This is a genomic window from Photobacterium sp. DNB23_23_1 (assembly GCF_052873815.1).
On sequence record NZ_JBNNXT010000013.1, the window covers coordinates 41,272 to 63,817 of the forward strand.

General features: G+C 44.8%; 18 protein-coding genes. 10 read left to right on the forward strand and 8 right to left on the reverse strand.

Annotated elements, in window-relative coordinates; translation table 11 throughout:
- Nucleotide 1 precedes the first annotated feature (1 nt).
- Nucleotides 2-385, reverse strand: coding sequence for a LexA family protein (locus ACVA53_RS10515; protein ID WP_255040551.1), 384 nt, complete (start codon nucleotides 383-385; stop codon nucleotides 2-4).
- A gap of 338 nt (nucleotides 386-723) precedes the next feature.
- Between ACVA53_RS10515 and ACVA53_RS10520 the strand changes: the two genes are divergently transcribed.
- Nucleotides 724-1,134 (forward strand): SPOR domain-containing protein, encoded by a 411-nt coding sequence (locus ACVA53_RS10520; protein ID WP_255040552.1) that lies wholly within the window; start codon nucleotides 724-726, stop codon nucleotides 1,132-1,134.
- Between the two features lie 64 nt (nucleotides 1,135-1,198).
- On the opposite strand, the gene ACVA53_RS10525 is transcribed toward ACVA53_RS10520, so the two are convergent.
- The 3 genes from ACVA53_RS10525 to ACVA53_RS10535 all read right to left on the reverse strand — a co-directional run bounded on the left by ACVA53_RS10525 (nucleotide 1,199) and on the right by ACVA53_RS10535 (nucleotide 3,499).
- Nucleotides 1,199-1,729, reverse strand: a complete 531-nt coding sequence (locus ACVA53_RS10525; protein WP_255040553.1) for a GNAT family N-acetyltransferase — start codon at nucleotides 1,727-1,729, stop codon at nucleotides 1,199-1,201.
- Nucleotides 1,730-1,999, reverse strand: coding sequence for a type II toxin-antitoxin system TacA family antitoxin (locus ACVA53_RS10530; protein ID WP_255040555.1), 270 nt, complete (start codon nucleotides 1,997-1,999; stop codon nucleotides 1,730-1,732).
- 123 nt (nucleotides 2,000-2,122) lie between these two features.
- Entirely contained in the window at nucleotides 2,123-3,499 is a 1,377-nt protein-coding gene (locus ACVA53_RS10535) for an MATE family efflux transporter (RefSeq protein ID WP_446505076.1), read from the reverse strand.
- 214 nt (nucleotides 3,500-3,713) lie between these two features.
- Between ACVA53_RS10535 and ACVA53_RS10540 the strand changes: the two genes are divergently transcribed.
- Nucleotides 3,714-4,676 carry a LysR family transcriptional regulator gene (locus ACVA53_RS10540; protein WP_446505077.1) on the forward strand — a complete coding sequence of 321 codons (963 nt, stop codon included), beginning with the start codon at nucleotides 3,714-3,716 and terminating at the stop codon, nucleotides 4,674-4,676.
- A 38-nt stretch (nucleotides 4,677-4,714) separates the two neighbouring features.
- On the opposite strand, the gene ACVA53_RS10545 is transcribed toward ACVA53_RS10540, so the two are convergent.
- Entirely contained in the window at nucleotides 4,715-5,644 is a 930-nt protein-coding gene (locus ACVA53_RS10545) for an electron transfer flavoprotein subunit alpha/FixB family protein (protein WP_255040558.1), read from the reverse strand.
- Nucleotides 5,644-6,417 (reverse strand): electron transfer flavoprotein subunit beta/FixA family protein, encoded by a 774-nt coding sequence (locus tag ACVA53_RS10550; protein WP_255040559.1) that lies wholly within the window; start codon nucleotides 6,415-6,417, stop codon nucleotides 5,644-5,646. The genes ACVA53_RS10545 and ACVA53_RS10550 overlap by 1 nt, the downstream gene beginning before the upstream one ends.
- Nucleotides 6,418-6,572: 155 nt before the next feature.
- On the opposite strand from ACVA53_RS10550, the gene ACVA53_RS10555 reads away from it, so the two are divergent.
- Complete coding sequence (locus ACVA53_RS10555) at nucleotides 6,573-8,204, forward strand: electron transfer flavoprotein-ubiquinone oxidoreductase (RefSeq protein ID WP_255040597.1); 1,632 nt, start codon at nucleotides 6,573-6,575, stop codon at nucleotides 8,202-8,204.
- 58 nt (nucleotides 8,205-8,262) lie between these two features.
- Here the strand turns inward: ACVA53_RS10555 and rlmF are convergent, their stop codons facing one another.
- Nucleotides 8,263-9,267 (reverse strand): 23S rRNA (adenine(1618)-N(6))-methyltransferase RlmF, encoded by a 1,005-nt coding sequence (gene rlmF / locus ACVA53_RS10560; RefSeq protein WP_255040561.1) that lies wholly within the window; start codon nucleotides 9,265-9,267, stop codon nucleotides 8,263-8,265.
- A 273-nt stretch (nucleotides 9,268-9,540) separates the two neighbouring features.
- Here rlmF and ACVA53_RS10565 point away from each other — a divergent pair, with 273 nt between their 5' ends.
- From ACVA53_RS10565 to pelG, 7 genes are read left to right on the forward strand one after another with little or no spacing between them, the layout of a single operon-like run.
- The gene (locus ACVA53_RS10565; RefSeq protein WP_446505078.1) at nucleotides 9,541-12,270 is read left to right on the forward strand and encodes an endo alpha-1,4 polygalactosaminidase; all 2,730 of its coding nucleotides are present in this window, start codon (nucleotides 9,541-9,543) and stop codon (nucleotides 12,268-12,270) included.
- Nucleotides 12,271-12,294: 24 nt separating this feature from the next.
- On the forward strand, nucleotides 12,295-15,804 hold the full coding sequence (locus ACVA53_RS10570; RefSeq protein WP_446505079.1) for a tetratricopeptide repeat protein: 3,510 nt from the start codon (nucleotides 12,295-12,297) through the stop codon (nucleotides 15,802-15,804).
- A gap of 31 nt (nucleotides 15,805-15,835) precedes the next feature.
- On the forward strand, nucleotides 15,836-16,360 hold the full coding sequence (locus tag ACVA53_RS10575; protein WP_446505080.1) for a hypothetical protein: 525 nt from the start codon (nucleotides 15,836-15,838) through the stop codon (nucleotides 16,358-16,360).
- 46 nt (nucleotides 16,361-16,406) lie between these two features.
- Nucleotides 16,407-17,753 carry a PelD GGDEF domain-containing protein gene (locus ACVA53_RS10580; RefSeq protein ID WP_446505081.1) on the forward strand — a complete coding sequence of 449 codons (1,347 nt, stop codon included), beginning with the start codon at nucleotides 16,407-16,409 and terminating at the stop codon, nucleotides 17,751-17,753.
- Nucleotides 17,716-18,684, forward strand: a complete 969-nt coding sequence (locus tag ACVA53_RS10585) for a hypothetical protein (protein ID WP_446505082.1) — start codon at nucleotides 17,716-17,718, stop codon at nucleotides 18,682-18,684. The genes ACVA53_RS10580 and ACVA53_RS10585 overlap by 38 nt, the downstream gene beginning before the upstream one ends.
- Nucleotides 18,681-20,228, forward strand: a complete 1,548-nt coding sequence (gene pelF / locus ACVA53_RS10590) for a GT4 family glycosyltransferase PelF (RefSeq protein ID WP_446505083.1) — start codon at nucleotides 18,681-18,683, stop codon at nucleotides 20,226-20,228. Before ACVA53_RS10585 ends, pelF begins: the two co-directional genes overlap by 4 nt.
- Nucleotides 20,209-21,582, forward strand: coding sequence for an exopolysaccharide Pel transporter PelG (gene pelG, locus ACVA53_RS10595; protein ID WP_446505084.1), 1,374 nt, complete (start codon nucleotides 20,209-20,211; stop codon nucleotides 21,580-21,582). The genes pelF and pelG overlap by 20 nt, the downstream gene beginning before the upstream one ends.
- Before the next feature lie 136 nt (nucleotides 21,583-21,718).
- On the opposite strand, the gene ACVA53_RS10600 is transcribed toward pelG, so the two are convergent.
- Complete coding sequence (locus ACVA53_RS10600) at nucleotides 21,719-22,492, reverse strand: slipin family protein (protein WP_255040569.1); 774 nt, start codon at nucleotides 22,490-22,492, stop codon at nucleotides 21,719-21,721.
- Between the last annotated feature and the right edge of the window lie 54 nt (nucleotides 22,493-22,546).

The following is a 22,546-nucleotide window of genomic DNA, read 5'->3' on the forward strand; positions in this document are numbered from 1 at the left end:
CTTACTCCAGTAGGTTGTGAACATTGCGTGTCACCACCCCAAAGATTTCTGAATCTTCAGGCATCGGGAATGGCTGAAAGCTGGGATTTTCTGCCACTAGCCACCATGCTTGCTCATGGCGCATCAACCGCTTACAAGTAAATTCATCATAAATACGGGCAATCACAATTCGCCCAGGAGATACGGGCTCAGCCCGGTCGACGACCAATAGATCACCATCGTAAATCCCAGCGCCCATCATTGAGTCACCCGATGCCTTTAGAAAAAAAGTCGCATTGGGGTTTCGAATCAAATAACTTTCTAAATCAAGTTCTTCTTGATGACCATCAGCAGGTGACGGAAAACCGCATTTAACACCTTCAATAAAGTAAGGAAATAGCTCCATCTCCATCGCTCCCAAAGATACTGTACATATATACAGTATAATGAAATATAGTTAGAATAGTCACACCTTAGTTTCAACTTTAGAGGTAACTGAAAATAGAATCATCAAACGAGCTGTTTTCTATACAACGTCAAACGCATAGCAAGAATGCGCTGGCCCCTATTGGTTGGACGGTGGTTTTTTAATCAACTATTGCTGCGTTCTTCGGCAAACACACTCTACACATCGAGTAATGTCAAACAAACACTCATCAATGTTGATAAAATTGTCGTTAATAAAAATTAAAAGATATATCCAAGATGCTGGATATAAAGGTTATTCACCAAGGAGTTTTTTCGATGCAAAAGATTTTTGCAATGCTAGTCGTACTTCTGCTGGCCGGCTGTTCTACCACTGAAAATACACACACTGATAGCCAATGTATTGGCCAGATGACCACTGAAGAAGCCTATGGCCACCTCAACCCTGAGCGCTTCACAATCCAGGTGCTTGCTCTGACTGAAGAGCGTCAAGCTGATGTTAGAAACTACATTAACCATATCCAAGGCCAGCAACCTATTTGGGTTAACTGGAAGAAAAGTCAAAGTGGTCGCTGGTATGCGGTGATTTATGGGGATTTCGAAACAAAAGAAGAAGCCAAGTCCTTAATAGACCGCCTTCCAGAAGAAGTCCGCCAACAAGGTCCGTTCATCCGAAGCTTTGCCGAAGTACAAAACGACAAACAAACTGACGTATTCCGTTTACGTTGATTAGATCAAGCCGGAGCAATCACTCCGGCTTTTTTACGCTTATTCAACGTCGAGCAGACTAGCTTCAATCAAACAGCTGACCAACGGTTTTCATCGGGATAAACATCCTGACCCTACCATTGTGCTCACACAATACTTCAAAACCGTATTTGGTATAGAAAGATTCTGCGTCTGGGCTCAAACAATCCACCACTATGGCGTAAGCTCTCATATGCGCATTAACTTGCCATAAGTACTTTAACGCTCTAACGAGACTCACCTTCCCCAAACCGTGACCATGATATTCATGATGAACGGCTAACTGGGCTAACAGAAATACGGGGATAGGATATTTTGGGAGCTTTTTTGCCATTACTGCAGGTAATGTATCGCGACAAATTGAGCTTGGCGCAATGCTGTAGAAAGCACAAATCGGTAATTTTTGGTTTGGAAGCGGAAGTAAGGCAGGTAGTACCATTGTTCGGCTAATACCTGCCTGCATGTGCTTCGCCGCTTGGGTCTGTATAAATATGTTGAGCTCCGGCTCTCCACAATCAAACGAGGCACGATCATGTGATTTTTTATCAAGCTCGATAAATTCTTTGGACCAACTCACTTACTTAAAGCCCTTTTCATCAGCAAAATTAATTGCATCGAGCAATGCTTTATTCGGTGACTTCGCCTTATCACATGCTTCGACAAATCGGTCAAATGCATCATTATCAAGGGTGATACTTTCATGATTTGCGATTACTTGGGTCGCATCCTCATCCATTAGACGAACCACATATTCAGTTAAACTTTTCAGCCCCAATAATGCTGAGGCTTTCTCGGCTTTAGCTTTAATTTCTTCATCTAAACGCAAGTCTAAGCGCGCTGTTGCCATATGAACCTCCTTCTATACGGAAGTGTTCCGTACAAGAAAAGTATAACCTGTCATCGTCAGAACGGCAATTCGTACGGAAGACTTCCGTACGAATTATCTATGGGCACATTAGGGATATAACGCTTAGGATGACATCACCGTTGACTCTTGCTCGATATAATTGCCTTCATATTGTCCCTCCAGCTTTCGTAGCTCACGCAGCAAGATGAACAACAGCATTAGCCCTGTCGCAGCTAACCCAACGGCTATTCCGCCCCACACGCCTTCCAAACCGAACTTGTGCATTAATAGCCAGGCTGCCGGAAGGCCAATAAGCCAATATCCAATCACCGTGGTTACCGTTGGCGTTTTAACCACTTTCATTCCACGCAAGATGCTGATTGCTGCCAATTGCCAAGCATCAACAACAAAGCAGGCAGCGACCATGATCATCACGCCAGGCAGAGCGGCAACCAATTCTCCAGCTAGAGTATCGCCTTCCACGTTAAAGACGACGGTAAGAAACTCGGGATTTGCAATCAATAAGATCCCAAGTAATGTACTGGTTATAGTCACGAGTATTAAACCTTGTTTAGCATAATACTTAACTATCTCAGGCTCTTGCTGGCCAACATGCTGACTCACCAATATAGAAGCCGCCTGCGACAGGCCAAATGCCACATTCCAAGACAGGTTCAAACACTGCATCGCAATTTGATGAATAGCTAACGACACCGCACCCAAGGTACCCGCCAATAATACCGCTGTAGAAAAGAGCGCATGCTCCATCAGGGTCGCAATCATAATGGGTACCCCAATTGCCAGCAAAGGTACGAGGATCCCCAAACGATACTCATGCCAATGGGTTAACGGGTTATATTGACGGTACTTATTGCGGGTGAAGACCCAGTACCCATAACCAAGCATGACGATGAAGGCGGCTAACGCAGTGCCATAACCTAAACCTGCTAATCCCATCTGCCAATGAAATGCAATCAAATAACTGAGTGGAACATTTAAGATGACAGTTACGATTGACATCACCATGACTGAACGAGTATCGCCAAATGCACTAACAAGGCTTCGTAACACCAACAAAATCAAAGTAGGTAACATCGCCCACTTAAGTGCATCGAGGTAATCGACGGCTAGGACAATAGCCTCTGGATCTTGGTTTGCTTTAAGCAGCAAGCCATCCATCAAGAAGAATAGTGGTAACAGGGTCAGTGTCAGGATAACGGAAAGCAACAGTCCACTCTTGAGTGAAATGCTAACTTCGGCATCTCCTTTGTCTGTGTCTTTCAGTCTTTTGCCATAAGCGATAGCAATCAAATTCGCCACACAACCTACGGTGCTACCTGCAACAGTAAAGATGATCGAATACACAGCAGCACCAAGGCCACCACCAGCAATAGCAAGAATGCTCATCTGCGCCATCATCCAAACATCAGTAAACACCAACAATTGCGCAACCAGCTGAGAGATAATTAGCGGGACAGCTAAGCTGATCAGTTTTTTCATTTTTCACCACAAACACTAAGCATTGCAACACAGAGAGGAATATCAGTAGTGATGAAAAAGAGGCTTAACAATGTGTGATAGGCATCAAACTACTGAATTAGAGACTTTAAGATCTTCAGGTTTGTGTTTCAAACGACATTTATAGTACCTTTGCATTCATAAAACTCATGCGAACACAATTCAACCGTTTCCATTTACGTTAAAAGGATAGTCGATGAAAAAAAGACATAGCCTACTGCCGCCATCTTTAAACGGGTTACGGGTTTTCGAAGCGGCAGCTCGTCACTTAAGCTTTACTTTGGCAGCTGACGAACTCAATGTGACACAAAGTGCTGTCAGCCGCCAAATCAGGCAGTTAGAAGAACAACTTGGGTTTAGTTTGTTTATTCGTCATCACCGTTCGCTCGAACTCTCACAACAAGGAAAGGAAGTCGCGTTATTACTCACTCGACAATACAGCGAATTGAACCAAACCATCCGACAGTTGAAAGCCAAAGAAACCGGCACCTTGAGAGTACAGGTTGCAATGAGCTTTGCGGTCCGTTGGCTTATCCCACGTTTGCATTCCTTTAAATCACTCAACCCTGATGTCAATATTATCTTGTCTTCAAGTATGGGACACAGCAATGAATTGCTGCAATTAGAGGAGGATGACTGTGATATTGCGATATATAACGTCCCTGAGGTGACCAAAAGTAGCAATATGCTCACTTTCTTCAGAAAAGAATACCTCGCCCCCGTATATTCAGAGTTATTAACAAAAACAGAGCGGCCAATCTCTATCGATGAGCTCATCACCAACTACCCGCGATTACACCCAACACCTGACCAATGTGACTGGCGCGAGTGGCTCGCCCGCAACAACCGGTCAGAGCAAGTCAATAAAGATGGATTAACGTTCAACACATTAGATATGGCGTTAACATCGTGCTTTGCAGGCCAAGGTGTAACCATTACCGATCTAATGCTAGTTGTACACGAGATTCAGCAAGGCTATTTAAAACTACCGAACTTAGCAACCATTGTTACCAATAGTACTTGGCAATATTATTATCAAACCGTTAGCAAAGGTGACACTGTCACTCGATTTATCGATTGGATGGTTCAAGAAGAAAGAAAAGACATGGCCGCGCTAACCCACATGGCAGATCTGCACGGCTGGAAAATCATTGATTAACAGCTATCGATACAAGCGTTTAGCTTGCAAGCCATCGTTTACACCGAGTCAATGAGTTCAGGTAAAATATCAAACAAATCACCGACTAATCCATAATCCGCAATATCAAAGATTGGCGCTTCTGGGTCGCTATTGATCGCCACAATAACCTTGGCATCCTTCATTCCCGCGAGATGTTGAATAGCACCCGAAATGCCCACTGCAATGTATAACTCCGGTGCGACAATCTTACCGGTTTGCCCAACCTGAAAGTCATTGGAAATATACCCAGCATCCACAGCCGCCCTTGAGGCTCCTATTGCGCCATCAAGTTTATCTGCAAGCTGCTCTATTAACCCAAAGTTCTCCTTGCTACCAAGCGCCCTGCCTCCTGAGATTACAACGCGAGCAGCGGTGAGTTCAGGTCTTTCACTTTCAGACACTTGTCGCTCAACAAACTCACTCAAATCATTACCTATAGCAATGTCTACCCTTTTTTGTTCCGCTTGAGTATTGCCCAAAGAAGCAGCATCGAATGCTGACCCACGAAGGGTCATCAATACTTTACTATCACGACTGCGTACTCTTGCGAGCGCATTACCGGCATATATCGGACGAATCACTGTGTCTTCACTTTCAATTGTAACGACATCAGACAGCACCCCCACGTCCAACAATGCTGCGACCCTAGGTAGGAGGTTTTTACCAAACGTTGTTGCCGGTGCAACAATATGGCTGTAATCCTTGGCAAGCTCGGCGATCAACTGTGCACAGTTTTCAGCAAGTTGATCTTTATAATTAAGGTTATCGGCAACAAGGACTCGAGTGATACCACCAATGCTTGAGGCTTCTTCAATGACCGACTGGCACTGGCTCCCTATAACCAATACATCAATGCTTTGTTGTAATGTGGATACTGCCCCGACAGACTTGAGTGTTTCCCCACCCAGACGGTGATTATCATGCTCTGCAATTACTAGAATCGTCATCAGATCACCTTTGCACTGTTTTTGAGTTTATCGACAAGCTCGGCAACAGAATCGACTTTTATCCCCCCAGCTCGCTGCGTTGGCGCTAATATTTCGATAACCTCTTGATGATTCTTTATTTCGACCCCCAACGCTTCAGGGGTTATTACATCAAGCGGTTTCTTTTTTGCTTTCATGATATTGGGGAGGGATGCATAACGTGGTTCGTTCAACCGTAAGTCTGTGCTCAGTATCGCAGGTAACGTTAGGCGAAGAGTCTCTAGTCCTCCATCGACTTCTCGTGTCACGTTGATTGATTGCCCTTCCTTATTTGTGACATCGTCACCTTCAACACGGACCTTTGATGCAAATGTCCCCTGAGGATAGCCCAATAGCGCTGAGAGCATTTGCGCAACCTGATTATTGTCAGTATCGATCGATTGCTTACCTAATATAAAGAGTTCTGGTTGATCTTGCTTTACCAGCGCCGCTAATAGTTTCGCAACAGACAAAGGTTCAACCACTGCATCGGTTTCAATATGTATTGCTCTGTCAGCACCCAGCGCCAAGGCAGTTCTGAGTTGTTCTTGGCAAGCGGCCTCACCGGCAGAGACCACAACAACTTCATCAGCATGGCCAGCCTCACGAAGGCGAATTGCTTCCTCTACCGCAATTTCACAGAACGGATTCATGGACATTTTGACATTGGCGGTTTCAACACCTGAGCCATCACTTTTCACCCTTACCTTAACGTAAGGATCAATGACACGCTTAATCGCAACATACACTTTCACAGGCACATCCTTATCAAACCAAGGCGGCTAAGCCCCGTAATTGACGTATTCTTTGAGCCTAGTTGAGTTTACGTTTACGTCAACTGGACTATATTTTAACCAAGCGCAGTACAGTTAGGGATTAAAGCATGAGTTCAGAGCAGCAAAGAGAAAGCATGTCGTTTGATGTTATTATTGTCGGTGCTGGCCCCGCCGGACTGTCTGCAGCCTGTCGACTGATGCAGCTTGCCAGTGAAAATGAACGCCCATTATCAGTTTGCGTTGTAGAAAAAGGCGCTGAAATCGGAAGCCATGTTCTCTCAGGTGCACTATTCGAACATAAAGCGCTGGATGAACTTTTTCCTGACTGGGAACGCATGGGGGCACCACTGCACACCGCGGTGTCCGACGATAGATTTTGTTATCTCACTAATGAGTTCAACTACATCACCGTCGCTGACCCACTGGTACCCGAAACCTTACAGAACATAGGTAACTTTGCTATCAGCTTAGGTAACCTCTGCCGCTGGCTAGCTAAGCAGGCTGAAGAGCTAGGTGTCGAAATTTTTCCTGGGTTTCCTGCCAGTGACATACTCTACAATAGCCAAGGTATAGTGGCGGGAGTCGTCACCAAGGATATGGGGCTTGATAAGCAAGGAGAACATAAATCCACTTTCGAGCCCGGTATTGAGCTCAAAGCAAAGTACACAATTTTTGCTGAAGGATCTCGAGGGCATCTGGGTAAGCAACTCATTAAGCAGTTCCATCTCGACCATGGCAAGCAACCTCAACATTATGCCTTAGGACTAAAAGAGTTATGGGAGATCCCAGCCGAACACCATCGTCCCGGTCATGTTATCCATGGCGTCGGATGGCCGCTGAGTCAAACTGGCACCACTGGTGGCAGTTTTCTCTACCACCTCGAAAACAACCAAGTCGCCGTCGGGTTGATTGTCGATTTGAACTATCATAATCCTTACTTAAGCCCCTTTGATGAATTCCAACAACTCAAGCACCATCCACTATTTGCCCAGCATTTAACCGGTGGCCAACGTATCGCTTATGGTGCTAGAGCCATCACCAAAGGCGGCCTGTCATCCCTACCGCGGCAACAGTTTCCAGGCGGGCTGTTAATTGGCTGTGATGCGGGCACTTTGAATATGGCGAAAGTCAAAGGCAGCCATACCGGGATGAAGTCCGGTTTGATTGCCGCCGAGGCAATTTTTCATGAATTAGAACAAGGGTTTCACCATACAACACCGGGTTATGACAAAATTTTCTGCCAGTCTTGGTTACACAACGAACTGCATGAGTCACGAAACTTCGGGACGGTGATCCAACGCTTTGGTACATTACTAGGTGGAACCCTAGCTTCTATCGAACAGAAATGGTTTAGAAAGTCCTTCAAATGGACACTGGAAGACAATAAACCAGATCATGAATGCCTAGAGCCAATAGCTAACCACCAGCCACTCAGCTATTCAAAACCTGATGGTATACTCAGTTTCGATAAAGCTTCTTCAGTATTCCTATCTGGAACACAGCATGAAGAAAACCAGCCCTGTCATTTAAAATTGGCTGATGACGCTATTCCGATCAACTTTCATCTCGAGCGTTATGATGAGCCTAGTCAACGATATTGCCCTGCTGGCGTTTACGAAATCATAGAAAAAGACGGTAAAGCGGCATTTCAAATCAATGCCACCAACTGTGTACATTGTAAGACCTGTGATATCAAAGACCCTTCCCAGAATATTACCTGGATACCGCCAGAAGGCGGTGGCGGGCCTAATTATCCAAACATGTAGAGCAGCAAACAGTATTTCGCCTCTCCCCAAATAGCTTCGCGCTATTTGGGGGGCGGCATTATTTAGACCAACGGGTTTTACGCCATATGTCCTGTTGTTCGGCAGAAAGGAATGTCCATGCAACAACCCGAGTGAGCTTTTGTCCCTGCGCCATGTCGATCGTTTTAACCTCAGTTGCTCCGACCTTTTTTAGCTGCTTATAAATCAAAGACAAATTGTCTTTCTTCGACACTAACGTGGTAAACCAGAAACACTGACTTCCCTTGCCCACACTCTGGTCAATCATACGCTTAATAAATGCGGATTCTCCGCCGGGACACCATAGCTCGGCTTTTTGACCGCCAAAATTCAAAACCGGCTTTTTACCTTTCATCGCATTTGCAGAATGGTGCGAGCCTTTCTTTTGCGAGTTAGCAGCAAGGTTTTTCACTTTACGGGCACTGCCTGCCATGGCTTCTTCTAAAGAAGCATGAAACGGAGGGTTACATAAGGTGAAATCAAATAAATCGCTATCGTTAATCATACCGGTAAAAATATGATCTGGATTTTTCTGCAGCCGACATTGAATGCCGCCTTTCAATGAAGCATTTGCTTCAACGATAAACTTGGCAGATTTGATTGATATCGGATCTATGTCGACAGCCGTAAAATGCCAACCATATACACGATGGCCAATGATTGGATAAACACAATTTGCTCCGCTTCCGATATCAATACCCTTTATCGCTTTTCCTTTTGGTATCTTGCCACCGTTGGAATCTGCCAATAAATCGGCAATATAGTGCAAATAGTCAGCCCTTCCAGGGATCGGAGGGCAAAGAAAGCCAGCGGGAATATCCCAATAAGAAACCGAGTAAAAGTGGCTAAGCAATGCACGGTTCAGCATTTTAACGGCGTCAGGGTCACTGAAGTTGACCGACAAGTCACCGTAGGGATTCTTCTCTACAAACTGTGATAATTCCGGACAGCTCTGAATCAGCTTGTCAAAATCATAACGGGCTCGATGAGGGTTTCGTGGGTGCAGCCCCTTATTCGGCGCTTTCTGCTTATGTTTTTGTGCCATATCGCTTTCTTTATAGAGTTTTGCTCGGCATGAAGCCAAAAAGAGGAGTATCGTACTTGAATCTGCCCGACCATGGAACCGTCATATTTTTCAAACTGGCTGTTTTTTGAACTGATAACCAGACTAAAAACGCAATATGCAACCTATCACTTAAAAATCTTGTGACAACTTCAATAAAAAACTATACATTTTCATAATCTTAACTTTACTATTACATATTAAGCATTAACAATGCCCTTAAGGACTGTGAATAGCTAAGGGAAGAGGTGGGACATGGATGTTATCAAGCGCACGTTGTTTATTATCGTATTACTGCTGCCTATTCACTCAGCAAACGCAGGGCAGTCCGTCGCTTTTTATTATAACCAAATTGACTCAGTTCGAGAGCTTATTAACTACGACCGGGTTGTTGTCACCCCTAGCTTGATCACCGATAAGCAAATTAAAACCCTACAAAAGGCAGAGACACAAGTTTTCGCCTACCTCAGTGTCGGTGAATACGACGGTGAGGCATTACCCAAAAGCCTTACTGGGCTCTCTCCGCTCATCAATCCAAATTGGTCTAGCCATGTCATGGATTTATCGGCTACCGCATGGCAAGAATATCTGACTAATCAAGCAAGCACTCTTACTGGTCGTGGGTTTGACGGTATCTTCCTTGATACGCTAGATAGCTATACTCTTTTTGCCTCGTCACCTGATGAAACAAGCAAGCAGCAAACTGCACTCGCTAATACCCTCGATGCGTTGCATGCACTTCCGGCCAAACCTCTTCTGATATTTAACCGGGGTTTCGAAATACTCGACCAGATTCGTTTCAAGCCCTATGCGCTAGCCGCCGAGTCAATGTATAACAGCTACGATCCACTCGCAGATAGCTACCAATTAGTACCTGAATCTGACCGCCAATGGTTAACAGGCAAACTGGAAGAAGTAAAAAAGGCGGGGGTTGAAGCCATTGTCATTGACTATTTGCCAGCCAGTAACCGAGACGCCCAGAAACGAGCCGCCAAACGCCTGATCAACGAAGGGTTTACCCCTTACATCAGTGACGGTTTACTGTATGAGTTCGGTGTTAGTACAATCGAACCCATCGCTAAGCGGGTTCTCGGTTTTTATGACGGTCAATTTGGCCGTATGGTGACATCACAGTGTCACCGAATGATGTCGATGCCTATTGAGTATTATGGCTATGTGCCAGAATGTGTAGATATTCGCACAGCTAACTTCAGCACTATTGATATCAGTCGTTATGCGGGTTTCTTTTTTTGGTTAGAAGAAGCAAGCTACCAGCAAGTGCCTAGCTTACAGTCTTGGGTTAATACTGTAATCGGTAAGCGCCCTGTTTTATTCCTCAATGCGTTACCCACCAATAGAGCTATTCTGGCCAAGCTGGGGATTGCCGATAAAGGTAATATATCCGGCAACATCACCCAACAACAAGGTCAAAACTGGACCCAGCAATTTTACCCTGCGGCATATAGCCAATTTGAAAAACACACCATTTGGCAGCCTACACAAATCGGTGTGAGCAGTGAAATTACCTTTGGTAACGAAGCTGGCCAAACCACAACAGCACTGTTCAAAGCACCTTGGGGAGGTGCTGCATTATCCCCGTTCCCAGTGACACAACTGGCCAACGGAAGAATTAGTTGGAGTATTGACCCTTTCAGATTATTAGACAATACATTGAAGTTAACAAAAATTCCCGCAGCTGATGTAACAACTGAAAGTGGGCTTCGCATACTGACTAGCCATATTGATGGTGATGGATTTCCATCCAAAGCTTGGTTCACAAATAAACCTTATACCGCAGAAGTCTTATACGAAAATATTCTTAAACAATACTCACTCCCTCAAACGGTATCGGTCATTGAAGGAGAGGTTGGACTCCGTGGCCTATACCCTGAGCAGAGTCCGCAGCTAGAAAGAATTGCTAAAAATATATTTAAACTACCTAATGTTGAAATTGCTTCGCACACCTTCAGCCATCCTTTTTTCTGGGACTTAAATAACACCAGTAAAACAAAGGCATGCGGTGATCACTTACCCATACCTGGTTATACCATTGATTATTACAATGAAATCATTGGTAGCACTGAATATATCAATACGACACTTTCACCGAGTACCAAAAAGGTCAAACTTATTCTTTGGTCTGGAAATGCCGATCCGACAGAAGAGGTCATCGCCATTGCCGAGCAGGCAAATTTATTAAATGTAAATGGCGGAAATACATACGTTGTTAGGGGAAACAAAAACTTTACTCAAGTATCACCCACCATTGCTTGGTATCCTTCCGGGGTGCAAGTTTATGCTCCGGTTCAAAACGAAAACCTCTATACCAATCTTTGGACTGAGCATCACGATGGTTACAGTCGCGCGGTTGAAACTTTTGAAATACTAGGCACCCCACGTCGCTTAAAAAATATTAGTATTTACTACCATATGTACTCAGGTGCTTATCCAGCCTCACTCAATGGCTTAAAGAAAGTTTATGATTGGGCTGTTAAGCAACAAAGCACCCCCTTGTACTTAAGTGAATACGCCCAAAGGGCGCGAGCACTGTATGAGACAGGGGTTGCTCGAACATTGGATGGGCAATGGCAAATAGCAACAACTGGAGTCGCAAGTATCCGGCTGCCTGATTCATTAGGCTACCCACGCGGAAATCAGTTTGCAGGTTGGAACTCAGGGCCCGATGGCAAATTTATGATCCTTAAACAGCCAAAGACCCGCTTCACAACTAACGGTTCACCAGACAGTGCACTTCAGCTCAAAAGTGCAAACGGCAAACTGGTAAATTGGGAAGTCAAGAACAACGTTATTGATTGGGGTGTTTCCGCACACATGCCATTAAAAATGGTGATAAGAGGCGCCAAAAGCTGTAAGCGTATTGATGGCCCTAGATTAACGATAAAACGCAGTGCAAAAGGACAAATAGAATTAGCAAGCCCTAAAACAGGGGAGCTCAAGGGCACTATCCAGTGCCAAGTGCTATAACGCGAAAGGAATATTAAGAAAGCGATGGCAAAAAGTAAGCACAAAAAGCCAAGGATAAGGCTCATCAACAAATTCACCCTTGTGGTGTTAACTGCAACGTCTCTATGGGCGCTGTGGCTTGTTGCGCCTGATAAATCCATGCTAGTAAAACTTATTGCCCGCTCTTCTTCGCCTGAAGTTTCATTGGCCTTTTTACAGCAACTCTATATTGATGACCCGAAAAACCGCGAGATCATAAAACAAATCGTGGATAACTATGCTGCCACTGGGCAGTTGAACGATGCGACTGAACTGCTAGAAAGTATTCTTAAAACAACAGAAGGTAACGACGATTGGGATTCAATCGGCCGGTACCTGTCTCTACTTCTTGAACAAACATACCAAGACCAACCAGAACAGAAACAACAAGCTCAAGCAGCGTTACTCGCATTGCTGAATAAAATAGAATACATACCTGAAGCAGAACTTGCCCGGCAATTTGCTGATACCGCCATATCACTATCAATGCCGGATAAGGGGTTTGATTACCTGTACCCTCACCAGCAAAGTGGTGAAACCTCTTATGACGAGTTAGTTTCTCTTGCCTTACAAAGTGAGGACTATGACAAGTCATTGAGAGTACAACTTGATGCATTCCGGGAGTTCGAAGATCTTGAAAACGCCCAGAAGTTGTTTGACTTAATGGTACAAAGTGGCCAATCACAGCTAAGTGAATCTTTCTTTAACAGTTATAGAGGCCCGTTATACAACAACGTAGACTTTCTCGCGGCAGGAATAGCGCACTCTAAGCAGGTAGGAAACCTTGATGTTGTCATTGCTCTTTCTCGTCACTTATTAACAATTGAACCAACCGCAGAGCTATACACTCAAACGGCACAGATCGCGATAGCTATCGGTGAGCTCAACCTTGCCGAGCAATTGCTGCTTGAAGCAATCGCCATCGCACCCAGTCAGTATGATTATGTATTACTGCATCAGATATATCGCTGGCAAAGCGAGATAGAAAAAGCACAGTCAGTAAGCATCAAACTGGTCTCGATTAATCCGAGTGCAAAAAACATCCGTGCCGGTATAGATGAATCACGAGCACTGGGTGATCTCTTTAATGAGGGCAGCTTTTTCAAAAAGTTGGCGGCACATAACCATATCTACCCAACCGAGTATGCCCAATGGCTCAACGCACTTGAAAAAGGTGAAGGAACCTCAGCCGCATTTCAAAGTCTGTTAGCTCTACTTGCAAAACGTCCAAATGACCCTGAGCTACTTAGCCACACTACCCGCTTATACAGTTACCGTAGTGATCACCGCTCCGTCATCCGTTACGGTAACCGGCTACAACAAAGACGGCCGCTAAACGTCACTGAAGCGTTGCGTATATCTAATGCCCATATCATGTTGAATCAGCCTAAGCTGGCTCTAAACACTCTGGTTAACCCAACCGAATGGATGAAGGCTGATAATGACTACCTTGAAGCCGTGTCTTCATTAGCATGGGAAACGAACAACCGAGAAATATCGGTTGCATCACAATCTGCAATGGCTGCTAGAGCCAGTGATACGTTAGATGTATATCGCTATATCAATATTATGTCTCCGCTGGACGAAGAAAAATTAGCACAGCTGCTTACGCTATATGGCAAAAACAGTAATCCAGAGCTGCTGCTAGCCGCAGTTCGACACGCCGTACAAACGAAAAATACAAAGTTGCTTGCTGAACTCATCGAGAAAGCTAAGCAAAACCCAACCTTTGATCAGCATGTTGAAATGCTGACATACCAGGCACTTTTGGCTGAATGGGAAGGCGACCCCAAACAAGCTAAGCAACTGTATTTTGCTATTTTACAGTTGGAGCCAACCAACTCGTCGGCTGTCGGTAATTTGATATGGTTTGCCCTCAGTGAAGGCGACTTAGAAACACTTGAGCAAATATACCGTCGCTATAAGCCTATTTTAGCAACAGACAGTGATCTCTGGTTGGCTTTTGCCAGCGCTAGCCAACAACTAGGGCTCAATCATGAAGCCGATCTTTGGTATCGCCAATTATTACTCAATGATAATAACCCTGAACCTTCTATTTTACTCAATTATGCCCAGTTACTAGAGCAACAAGGCAATGGTGAAAAAGCCTATCAATTGCGCCGTTACTTGCTAGATAAACAGTCAACTGAATTACTGGCGTCACCCGATGGCGATATTAGCTACCGGTCCTTAGTACGGCTATTCATCGGCGAACAAATTGCGAGTCAATTAATAGAAGATAACACCCTTGATAAACCCACTGATAATAACGTCAGTGAACTATTTGCCGACCTTCTGGCGCAAAACCACGGTGAAAAAATACTGTTCTGGCACCAAAGGACAGCCCTAGGCCGTCATACTATTCCTGAATGGCAGCAACTTTCACTCGCGCTACAGAAAAAAGATCGGGTAGCAGTCGAAGCAATTTTGGCCAAAGGCATCAACTTACCCAAAGCGGATGAAAACGTCGCTTTGCAGTTGATCGGTAAGCACCAAGAAGCATGGCAACAAGGTCAGACGAACATTGGCCAAATGGCAGATCAAAATGCGGAAAACCAACTTCGCCGTATTCATGTTCTTCAACACCCCGCTAAGACTCATAGTATCCGAGCGCAGCATTCACAGATCACCCATTGGGATATAGACCGCACCAGTCTTGATTATTACTCGCCTCATTATCACGGAAACTGGCGGCTTGGCCTTGATAACCAACGTTCAGGCTCCCCTGACCAACTGAGCAACACTGATATTGATGATGAATTCCGTCTGCGGGGCCGATACCAATACCAAATGAGCGAAAGCTATTGGGCGTTAGGCATTGACTTAGCAGATGGTATTGGTGACCAACGGCTTGGTCTAAAAGGAGAATACCAATTCGCAGTCGACGATTATCTGCGTCTAGGTTTCCAATTCGGCCTAAATAACCATATCGAGGCCAGCGAATTACTCAATATCGCGGGCCAAGATAACTTGCTTGGCTTCAATCTAGCCTACCAACCAACAGCAAGAGAGTCATTAGCGTTTCAATTCAACCTACACGACCTCTCAACTCGCTTTGGCGATGATATCGGTCAAGGCTGGGATCTCAGCTTGCGCGTCGCCGAACAGTTTTTCTTTGCTGACCCAGCTTGGCAAATCTACGCCGATGTCACCATGCAGGATGTTAGTCTCAGTGATGACCCATTAAACGGGATCAACCGCTGGCACAATGAAGCAATCCCGTTGACAAGCAGTGACTTTATCGAAGACAGTTACCAGCGCGTAGGTATCGGCCAGCGCGTTTGGCACGGTGAGCCAGGTCAACCAGGTGCAACGGTGCCATCACCAAGATATTGGCTTGATACCTCGCTGGGGTACAACTTCTCAAGCTCACAAGTTGATGTCACTTTAAGCGCGGGATTGGGCTGGCGTATATTCGGCAATGATGAGCTCTATTTCAGTACAGACTGGCAAAGCCAAGACCGAAATGGTGATGAGTCACTAAAACTAACACTTGGCTATTACTACGGATTCTAGCCACAACCGAATCATTACAAGGATGACCATGATGAAAAAGATACTTACTATCGCCAGCCTATTAACATTGAGTGCTTGCAGTAGCTATCAAGTCACAGACAGTAATCAATTCCCTGCTGATAGTCGTTGGGCGATCATGCCTATGTACAACCATTCAAGTACTCCTCTGGCGGCTGAAAAGGCTGAACAAATTTTAAGTTCGCAACTCTTTGCCAAAGGTATCGTTGCAGTGAAATACCCACCATCTGCGGTCAATGATCTACAAAGTATTCTTGATGACTCAGCCAAACAGAAGCAAGCCCAAGCTTGGCTGACTACCCAGCCTGTCGATTATGTAATCACAGGATCAGTAGAAGAATGGCATTACAAAAGTGGGCTTGACGGTGAGCCCGCAGTCGGCATTACGCTTGAGATCAGGTCCGCAAAAAGTGGTCAAACCTACTGGCAAGCTTCTGGGAGTCGTGGAGGCTGGGGGCGTGAAAGTGTCAGCGGTACTGGACATATTGTCATTGAAGAATTACTTAGCGGCCTAAATGTAGCCACAAATGATGATTAAAAAGCGATAGCTTGATATATAGATTTAAATATGATGGTTGCTTTATATGGATAAAAAATACAACAACAAAACCTTTCTTGGTTTTTCAAAAAAAAGCTATGCATGGTTCGAGGTACTGCTCGTTGCCATCACTTCTATCTATATTTGGGTTGAGTCTCCCTCCTTAGTCCCCAATTCGACTGATCATAACTTTTTTTGGCCATTATTCGGCCCCCTGCTTATTGCCCTGCGCTATGGCTTTGCTAAAGGCTTTGTGTGTTCCTTGGTCACTACAGCCGGTCTTGCGACCATAATGAATGCCTCGGGCATGTTGAGTAACTATCCACTTTCATTAGCGATTGGCACCATCATGGTCGCTATGATCGCTGGTGAATTTCACGATTATTGGCACAACATTAACCAAAAACACATCCTTGACCATCAATACATGGCACAAAAACTGGATAGCTTTACCCAGAACTACCATTTGCTGAAAGTGTCACATGATCAACTAGAGCAACGTACCGCCGGACAAACCGTTAGTCTACGGGCAAGCATCAACGCATTACATCAAATTGCCGCCAAACACGCTGAACATCGCTTGGAATACCTTGGCCAACCCTACCTGAATTTAATGGCAGATATTGGTGGTCTGGAAGTCGCCGGGATCTATCAAGTCTCCAACGGCAAGATTAATCCAACCGCAGCCGCAACCCTTGGCGATCACCATCGTTTGATAGACTCGGATCCTATGCTACTCGATATGCTGGAGACCCAGAAGTTACTATCTCCTGCAAAACTAGAAGCGAACCAAGTCCATCAATCACGCTATCAATTGTGTATCCCATTAGTCGATACACGTGGTGTACTACAGGCAGCAATCATTGCTGAAAACGCCAAGTTTTTTATGCTCACCCCTGCTAATGTGGCACTACTTTCACTCGTTGCTAACTATGCTGCAGACTTACTCAGTGACGAAATCATCACGCCCATTTTACGCCCACATCAGAGCGACCTATTTATCGACTACCTTAAGCGCGCCAGTTACAACAAACGCCATTATGGTGCTGATAGCTCAGTGATTGTCTGTATAGATAGTAATGGTAAACATCAGCAGGTGCTCGATAACACGATCAGTTACCGTCGGGGGGCTGATGTTTACTGGTCTTGTAGAACGTCTCAAGGCAATGCCGCGCTTGCTGTACTGCTACCGTTAACAACAGCCTACGATGCCCAGCAATATATTGTCAGGCTTAAAGAGCTATTAAAAGACCAACTTGGCGGGGATGCCAAAGATATAGATATCCTTGGTCCTTTGTCGATGTCGACTGACCGGTCTGAAATCAGAAAGCTAATGAACGAGCTTGGAGCATACGATGAAGACATGGCTACTTCTTCAGACCATAGCCTTTGAGAGCTCTGGCCTGTACATTATAACCACCCAACCTATGACGCTCAGTATGTGGCTGGCTTTCGCCGGAACCCATGCTATCTCATGCCTGAGCTTTTCTGTCTTCTGCTGGCTGGTACTGCCAAGGAAGTATAAATCACCGATCATCAGTTCTTTTTCGTTCCTGTTTATCTTCAACTACCTATTACCGGTTGTGGGAATGATCGGTACAAGCTGCTCACTGTTAATTGCGCTGTACTTGCCAAGAGAAAAATCTAATATTACTTGGCAAGAGTGCGAGAAAAGTGAATTACCACAAAGCCCTGGCGAAGTGATTAGCACCCAATTTGGTGCAGGGGCATTGAGAGAAATATTACTACACAACCAAGACCCAGAACGTCGGTTACTGGCAGTCAGCGCAATACGTAACTTACCTCGCCAGCATGCTGTTCCATTACTACAGCTAGCATTAAAGGACTTAACCGATGATGTACGGTTGCTTGCCTACGCAAGCCTCGAGAACATCGAAACACAAATTAACGAATCCATTTCTCTGACCAAAAAACAGTTTGAATACAAACCTTCAGCTTCAAAAGCTTTTGATATTGCGCAGCAATATTGGGAGCTGTGTTATCTTGGTATTGCCGAAGGCATATTACGTAACCATTACTTGGAACAGGCTGAAAACTATCTCAACCAGTCAAATAGTATTAAGCTATCTGCTTCTACAAATCTCCTGTTAGGACGAGTGCTACTCGAACAAAAGCGCCCTACCGAAGCGGTACCGGTATTAAAAGCGGCTATGGACGGTGGCTTATTACTCAAGCAAGTTGCCCCTTATCTAGCAGAAGCCTCTTTTATCTCCGGTGACTTCCAAGCTGCCCGCGAATATATTTCTTACTTCCCCGAACAGAAAGGTAACAAATTGAGTCAGATAAAGGAGTATTGGGGATGAAATGGTTTAGCAGCAAATCTGACGTTGAAAACAGCGTAGAGGTAGATGTATGCCTACTTCTTGAAGGGACTTACCCGTATGTGCGTGGTGGCGTTTCCAGTTGGGTACACCAAATTATCAGCGGCTTACCGGAATACCGCTTTCATTTGATTTTTCTCGGCGGACACCCTGATTTTTATGATGAGCCAGCCTATGAGTTCCCTGAAAACGTTGTCGGATTTGAAGTCCACTATCTTTTATCTGATAAGGGCCACCTTAAACCTTCAACACGCTCTGGTAAGAGAACATTATTTAATGTCTGGAATCGCTTTCTCTCGTACTTTGAAAAAAAAGGTGAACCCATTCCAGGGCAGTTACTCTCAGAAGTATCTGAGTTTCTTGATAGCAACAACAAGCTGACTCTCATCGATTTTCTCTACAGCCGTGCGTCGTGGGAGGTACTGACAGAAAGGTATTTGGAATCAGTGCCAAGACAGTCATTTGTTGATTTTTTCTGGACTTACCGCAATATTTATCAGCCCCTGTTTGTGCTATCACGCATATCGCAAAACCTCCCGAAGGCGAAGCTATTTCATAGTGTTTCGACCGGTTATGCCGGCTTTTTAGGTGCACTAAGCAGAGAAAAGACCCAAACCCCATTTATTTTGACCGAGCACGGTATTTACACCAAAGAACGAAAAATCGACCTCTCTCAGGCTACTTGGATTAAAGATAATCACAGCCAAATTGACATTTCCATGCATAAAGGCATGGATACAACCCGTAAAACCTGGATTCAGTTTTTCGAGCAATTAGGACTTTCAGCCTATCATCAGGCTGATCATATTGTTGCTTTATTTGAAGGGAACAGGCAACGACAGCATACTGACGGGGCCCCTACGGATAAGACCCGAGTTATTGTCAATGGAATCAGTACCGAACGCTTTGAAGATGCCTATAAGCGCCGTCCGGACAGACCACCAATGGTCGTCGGTCTCGTCGGCCGCGTGGTACCAATCAAGGACATTAAAACCTTTATCCGAACCATTCGAGGGGCCATTGAAACCCTGCCCAATCTTGAAGGTTGGATTATCGGGCCTACCGAAGAAGACAAGGAATACGTCCGAGAGTGTGAACTACTCATAGAAAGCTTGGGTTTAAAAGACAACGTCAAAATGCTGGGTAGTAAAAATGTAGCTGAAATCATGCCAGAGCTTGGTGTGATGATGCTGACCTCAATCAGTGAAGCTCAGCCCTTGGTACTACTCGAAGCCATGGCAGCCGGCATACCGTGTATAGCGACGGAAGTGGGAGCTTGCCGTGAGATTATTGATGGTGCCGGAGGGGAAGATGCCGCAATTGGCTCTGCCGGTGAAATCATTCCCATCGCCAGCCCAACCGAGGGGGCGAATGCTATCGTCAACGTACTCAGTGATACCAAAAAATGGCTGCAGGCCGGTGATAATGGCCGAGTAAGAGTTAAACGCTATTACGACGAACCCATGATGTACGGTGCTTATCGTAGTTTATACAAGGAGGCTATCAGTGGCCGGCATCGGATTTGAATTAAGAAAGATCCTGAAAAGAAACTCACTCCTATCCATGCTTGAAGCGTATGGCTTGGCAGGGCTTATCAGCTCTGGTCCCTGGGTATTATCGATCCTCGCATTATTGACCATCGGTATTATCAGCATAGGAGTTGTCTTTCCAACCCATGTGATTGTGCAGTTTCTGGTGATTGTCACCTATTTGATGGCAGGCTCCCTGATTATCAGTGGATTATTCCAGTTATTGCTTACTCGTTTTATCTCCGATTTATTGTTCGCTGAACATGATAATCGCATTGTACCAAACCTATTAGGCTCAATGCTGGTAACCAGCATTATTGCCGCTATGGTTGGTATTCCGGTTCTTGCTCTGAGTGAGACAATCACCCCAGCAGAAAAAATAGCGATTTTTACCTCATTTATATTGATGTGTAACCAATGGCTTATCATCATCTTCTTGAGCGGGATGAAAGAGTATTACCGTATCTTTTTCACTATGATGTTCAGCTATGGCTTAATGGTGATTTTAAGTATCTTCTTACCGCCATTTGGTCTACTTGGGTTGATGATAATCTTTGGCTTTTGCCAAGCTATCCTAACTTTTTCTTTTTTGTACCATGTTATTCGTGACTTCCCTGCCAATGAGCTGGTCTCATTTGAATTTTTGAATCACAAAAAGACCTTCTTCTCACTCATTTTTTGTGGTTTTCTCTACAACCTGGGCGTCTGGTTGGATAAATTTGTATTCTGGTTTCGCGATGAAACCTCACATCAGGTCATCGATGTTTTCAGGGCATCCTATATCTATGACCTTCCAATCTTCATTGCTTACTTAGCCATTGTGCCTGGAATGGCGGTTTTCATGCTACGTATGGAAACAGACTTTGCTGATGCTTGCCTGAAGTACTACGATGCTGTGCGGGAAGGGGCAACATTAGATTCGATTTATCTACTCAAGGATAAGATGGTACTCGCGTGTCAACAAAGCATCTATGAGATCTTCAAGGTACAAGGTCTAACGCTAGCACTCTTGATCCTTTGGGCTGAGGATATTCTTAATTTCTTAAACATTGACCTGTCATACTTACACCTTCTCTATGTCGACTTAGTGGGTGTAAGTCTACAGGTGTTAGTCATGGCAATACTCAATGTTATGTATTACTTGGATAAACGCTATTCAGCGCTTTTTCTGACATTATTGATGGCGGTCGGAAACTTCGTGTTAGCGCACGTGAGTATCAACCTTGGCCCTGTTTTTTATGGTTATGGCTTCGCGGTAACCATGCTGGCCACAACCATCATTGGATTGATCATGCTTGATAGCCAGTTCGATGATCTCGAATACCAAACATTCATGCTGCAGCGTTCGTAGGACATCAAACTGAAGACATAATACCAATCAGGATAAGTTGTTGATCAAGTATTTGCACTGGAAAAATCGCTGTTATCAAGGCAGAGAACAGCGATTTTAACCTGCAAGACTGATCAAATATTTATGTAGGTTGGTATTACGGCTCTTCTTTCTTCTTGGCTGCCGCCATCAATTGAGTAACATTTTCAACCAAGTCTATCGGCATCGGGAACACTATGGTTGTTGTTCTATCATTGGATATTTCGGTTAATGTTTGCATATAACGCAACTGAACCGCATTGGGTGACCGATTGAGCACATCTGCCGCTTCCTGCAATTTGGCTGACGCTTCAAGCTCACCCGTGGCATGTATCACTTTTGCTCGGCGTGAACGCTCTGCTTCTGCCTGACGTGCAAGTGCGCGAACCATACTGTCATCAAGATCAACATGTTTGATTTCAACATTAGCAATTTTTATCCCCCAGTTGTCTGTGTGCTGATCCAAGATCACCTGTAGATCTTTATTAAGCTCTTCACGGGCTGACAACAGCTCATCGAGTTCATGCTGACCTAACACAGAGCGCAGCGTTGTCTGTGAAAGCTGGCTGGTGGCTTCAAGATAATTTTCCACGTTATTAATCGCCATTTTTGGGTCAACAACCCGAAAATAAACGACGGCATTCACTTTCACCGACACATTATCACGGGTGATCAAATCCTGAGTAGGCACATCCAATACAATAGTTCGCAGATCGACCCGAACCATTTGTTGGATAATTGGGATGATGATGATCAGGCCGGGCCCTTTCACCTCATAAAAACGTCCCAGTAAAAACACAACGGCACGCTCGTACTCACGAAGTACTTTGAACATGCTTACAATAAGCACAAACACCAGTACAATAATCGTTGCTATTGAGTATGTGATCATATCATTGGTCCTTTTAAAAAGGTTACATACCCAAGCACCTTGAAATCACCTGGG

Bases quoted from the DNA above. Each gene is read 5' to 3' on its own strand.
- ACVA53_RS10520 (WP_255040552.1), top strand. From the start codon at position 724: ATGCAAAAGATTTTTGCAATGCTAGTCGTACTTCTGCTGGCCGGCTGT.
- ACVA53_RS10545 (WP_255040558.1), bottom strand. From the start codon at position 5,644: ATGACGATTCTAGTAATTGCAGAGCATGATAATCACCGTCTGGGTGGG.
- ACVA53_RS10530 (WP_255040555.1), bottom strand. From the start codon at position 1,999: ATGGCAACAGCGCGCTTAGACTTGCGTTTAGATGAAGAAATTAAAGCT.
- ACVA53_RS10555 (WP_255040597.1), top strand. From the start codon at position 6,573: ATGTCGTTTGATGTTATTATTGTCGGTGCTGGCCCCGCCGGACTGTCT.
- pelF (WP_446505083.1), top strand. From the start codon at position 18,681: ATGAAATGGTTTAGCAGCAAATCTGACGTTGAAAACAGCGTAGAGGTA.
- ACVA53_RS10515 (WP_255040551.1), bottom strand. From the start codon at position 385: ATGGAGCTATTTCCTTACTTTATTGAAGGTGTTAAATGCGGTTTTCCG.
- ACVA53_RS10600 (WP_255040569.1), bottom strand. From the start codon at position 22,492: ATGATCACATACTCAATAGCAACGATTATTGTACTGGTGTTTGTGCTT.
- ACVA53_RS10535 (WP_446505076.1), bottom strand. From the start codon at position 3,499: ATGAAAAAACTGATCAGCTTAGCTGTCCCGCTAATTATCTCTCAGCTG.
- ACVA53_RS10540 (WP_446505077.1), top strand. From the start codon at position 3,714: ATGAAAAAAAGACATAGCCTACTGCCGCCATCTTTAAACGGGTTACGG.
- ACVA53_RS10565 (WP_446505078.1), top strand. From the start codon at position 9,541: ATGGATGTTATCAAGCGCACGTTGTTTATTATCGTATTACTGCTGCCT.
- ACVA53_RS10570 (WP_446505079.1), top strand. From the start codon at position 12,295: ATGGCAAAAAGTAAGCACAAAAAGCCAAGGATAAGGCTCATCAACAAA.
- rlmF (WP_255040561.1), bottom strand. From the start codon at position 9,267: ATGGCACAAAAACATAAGCAGAAAGCGCCGAATAAGGGGCTGCACCCA.
- ACVA53_RS10575 (WP_446505080.1), top strand. From the start codon at position 15,836: ATGAAAAAGATACTTACTATCGCCAGCCTATTAACATTGAGTGCTTGC.
- ACVA53_RS10580 (WP_446505081.1), top strand. From the start codon at position 16,407: ATGGATAAAAAATACAACAACAAAACCTTTCTTGGTTTTTCAAAAAAA.
- ACVA53_RS10585 (WP_446505082.1), top strand. From the start codon at position 17,716: ATGAAGACATGGCTACTTCTTCAGACCATAGCCTTTGAGAGCTCTGGC.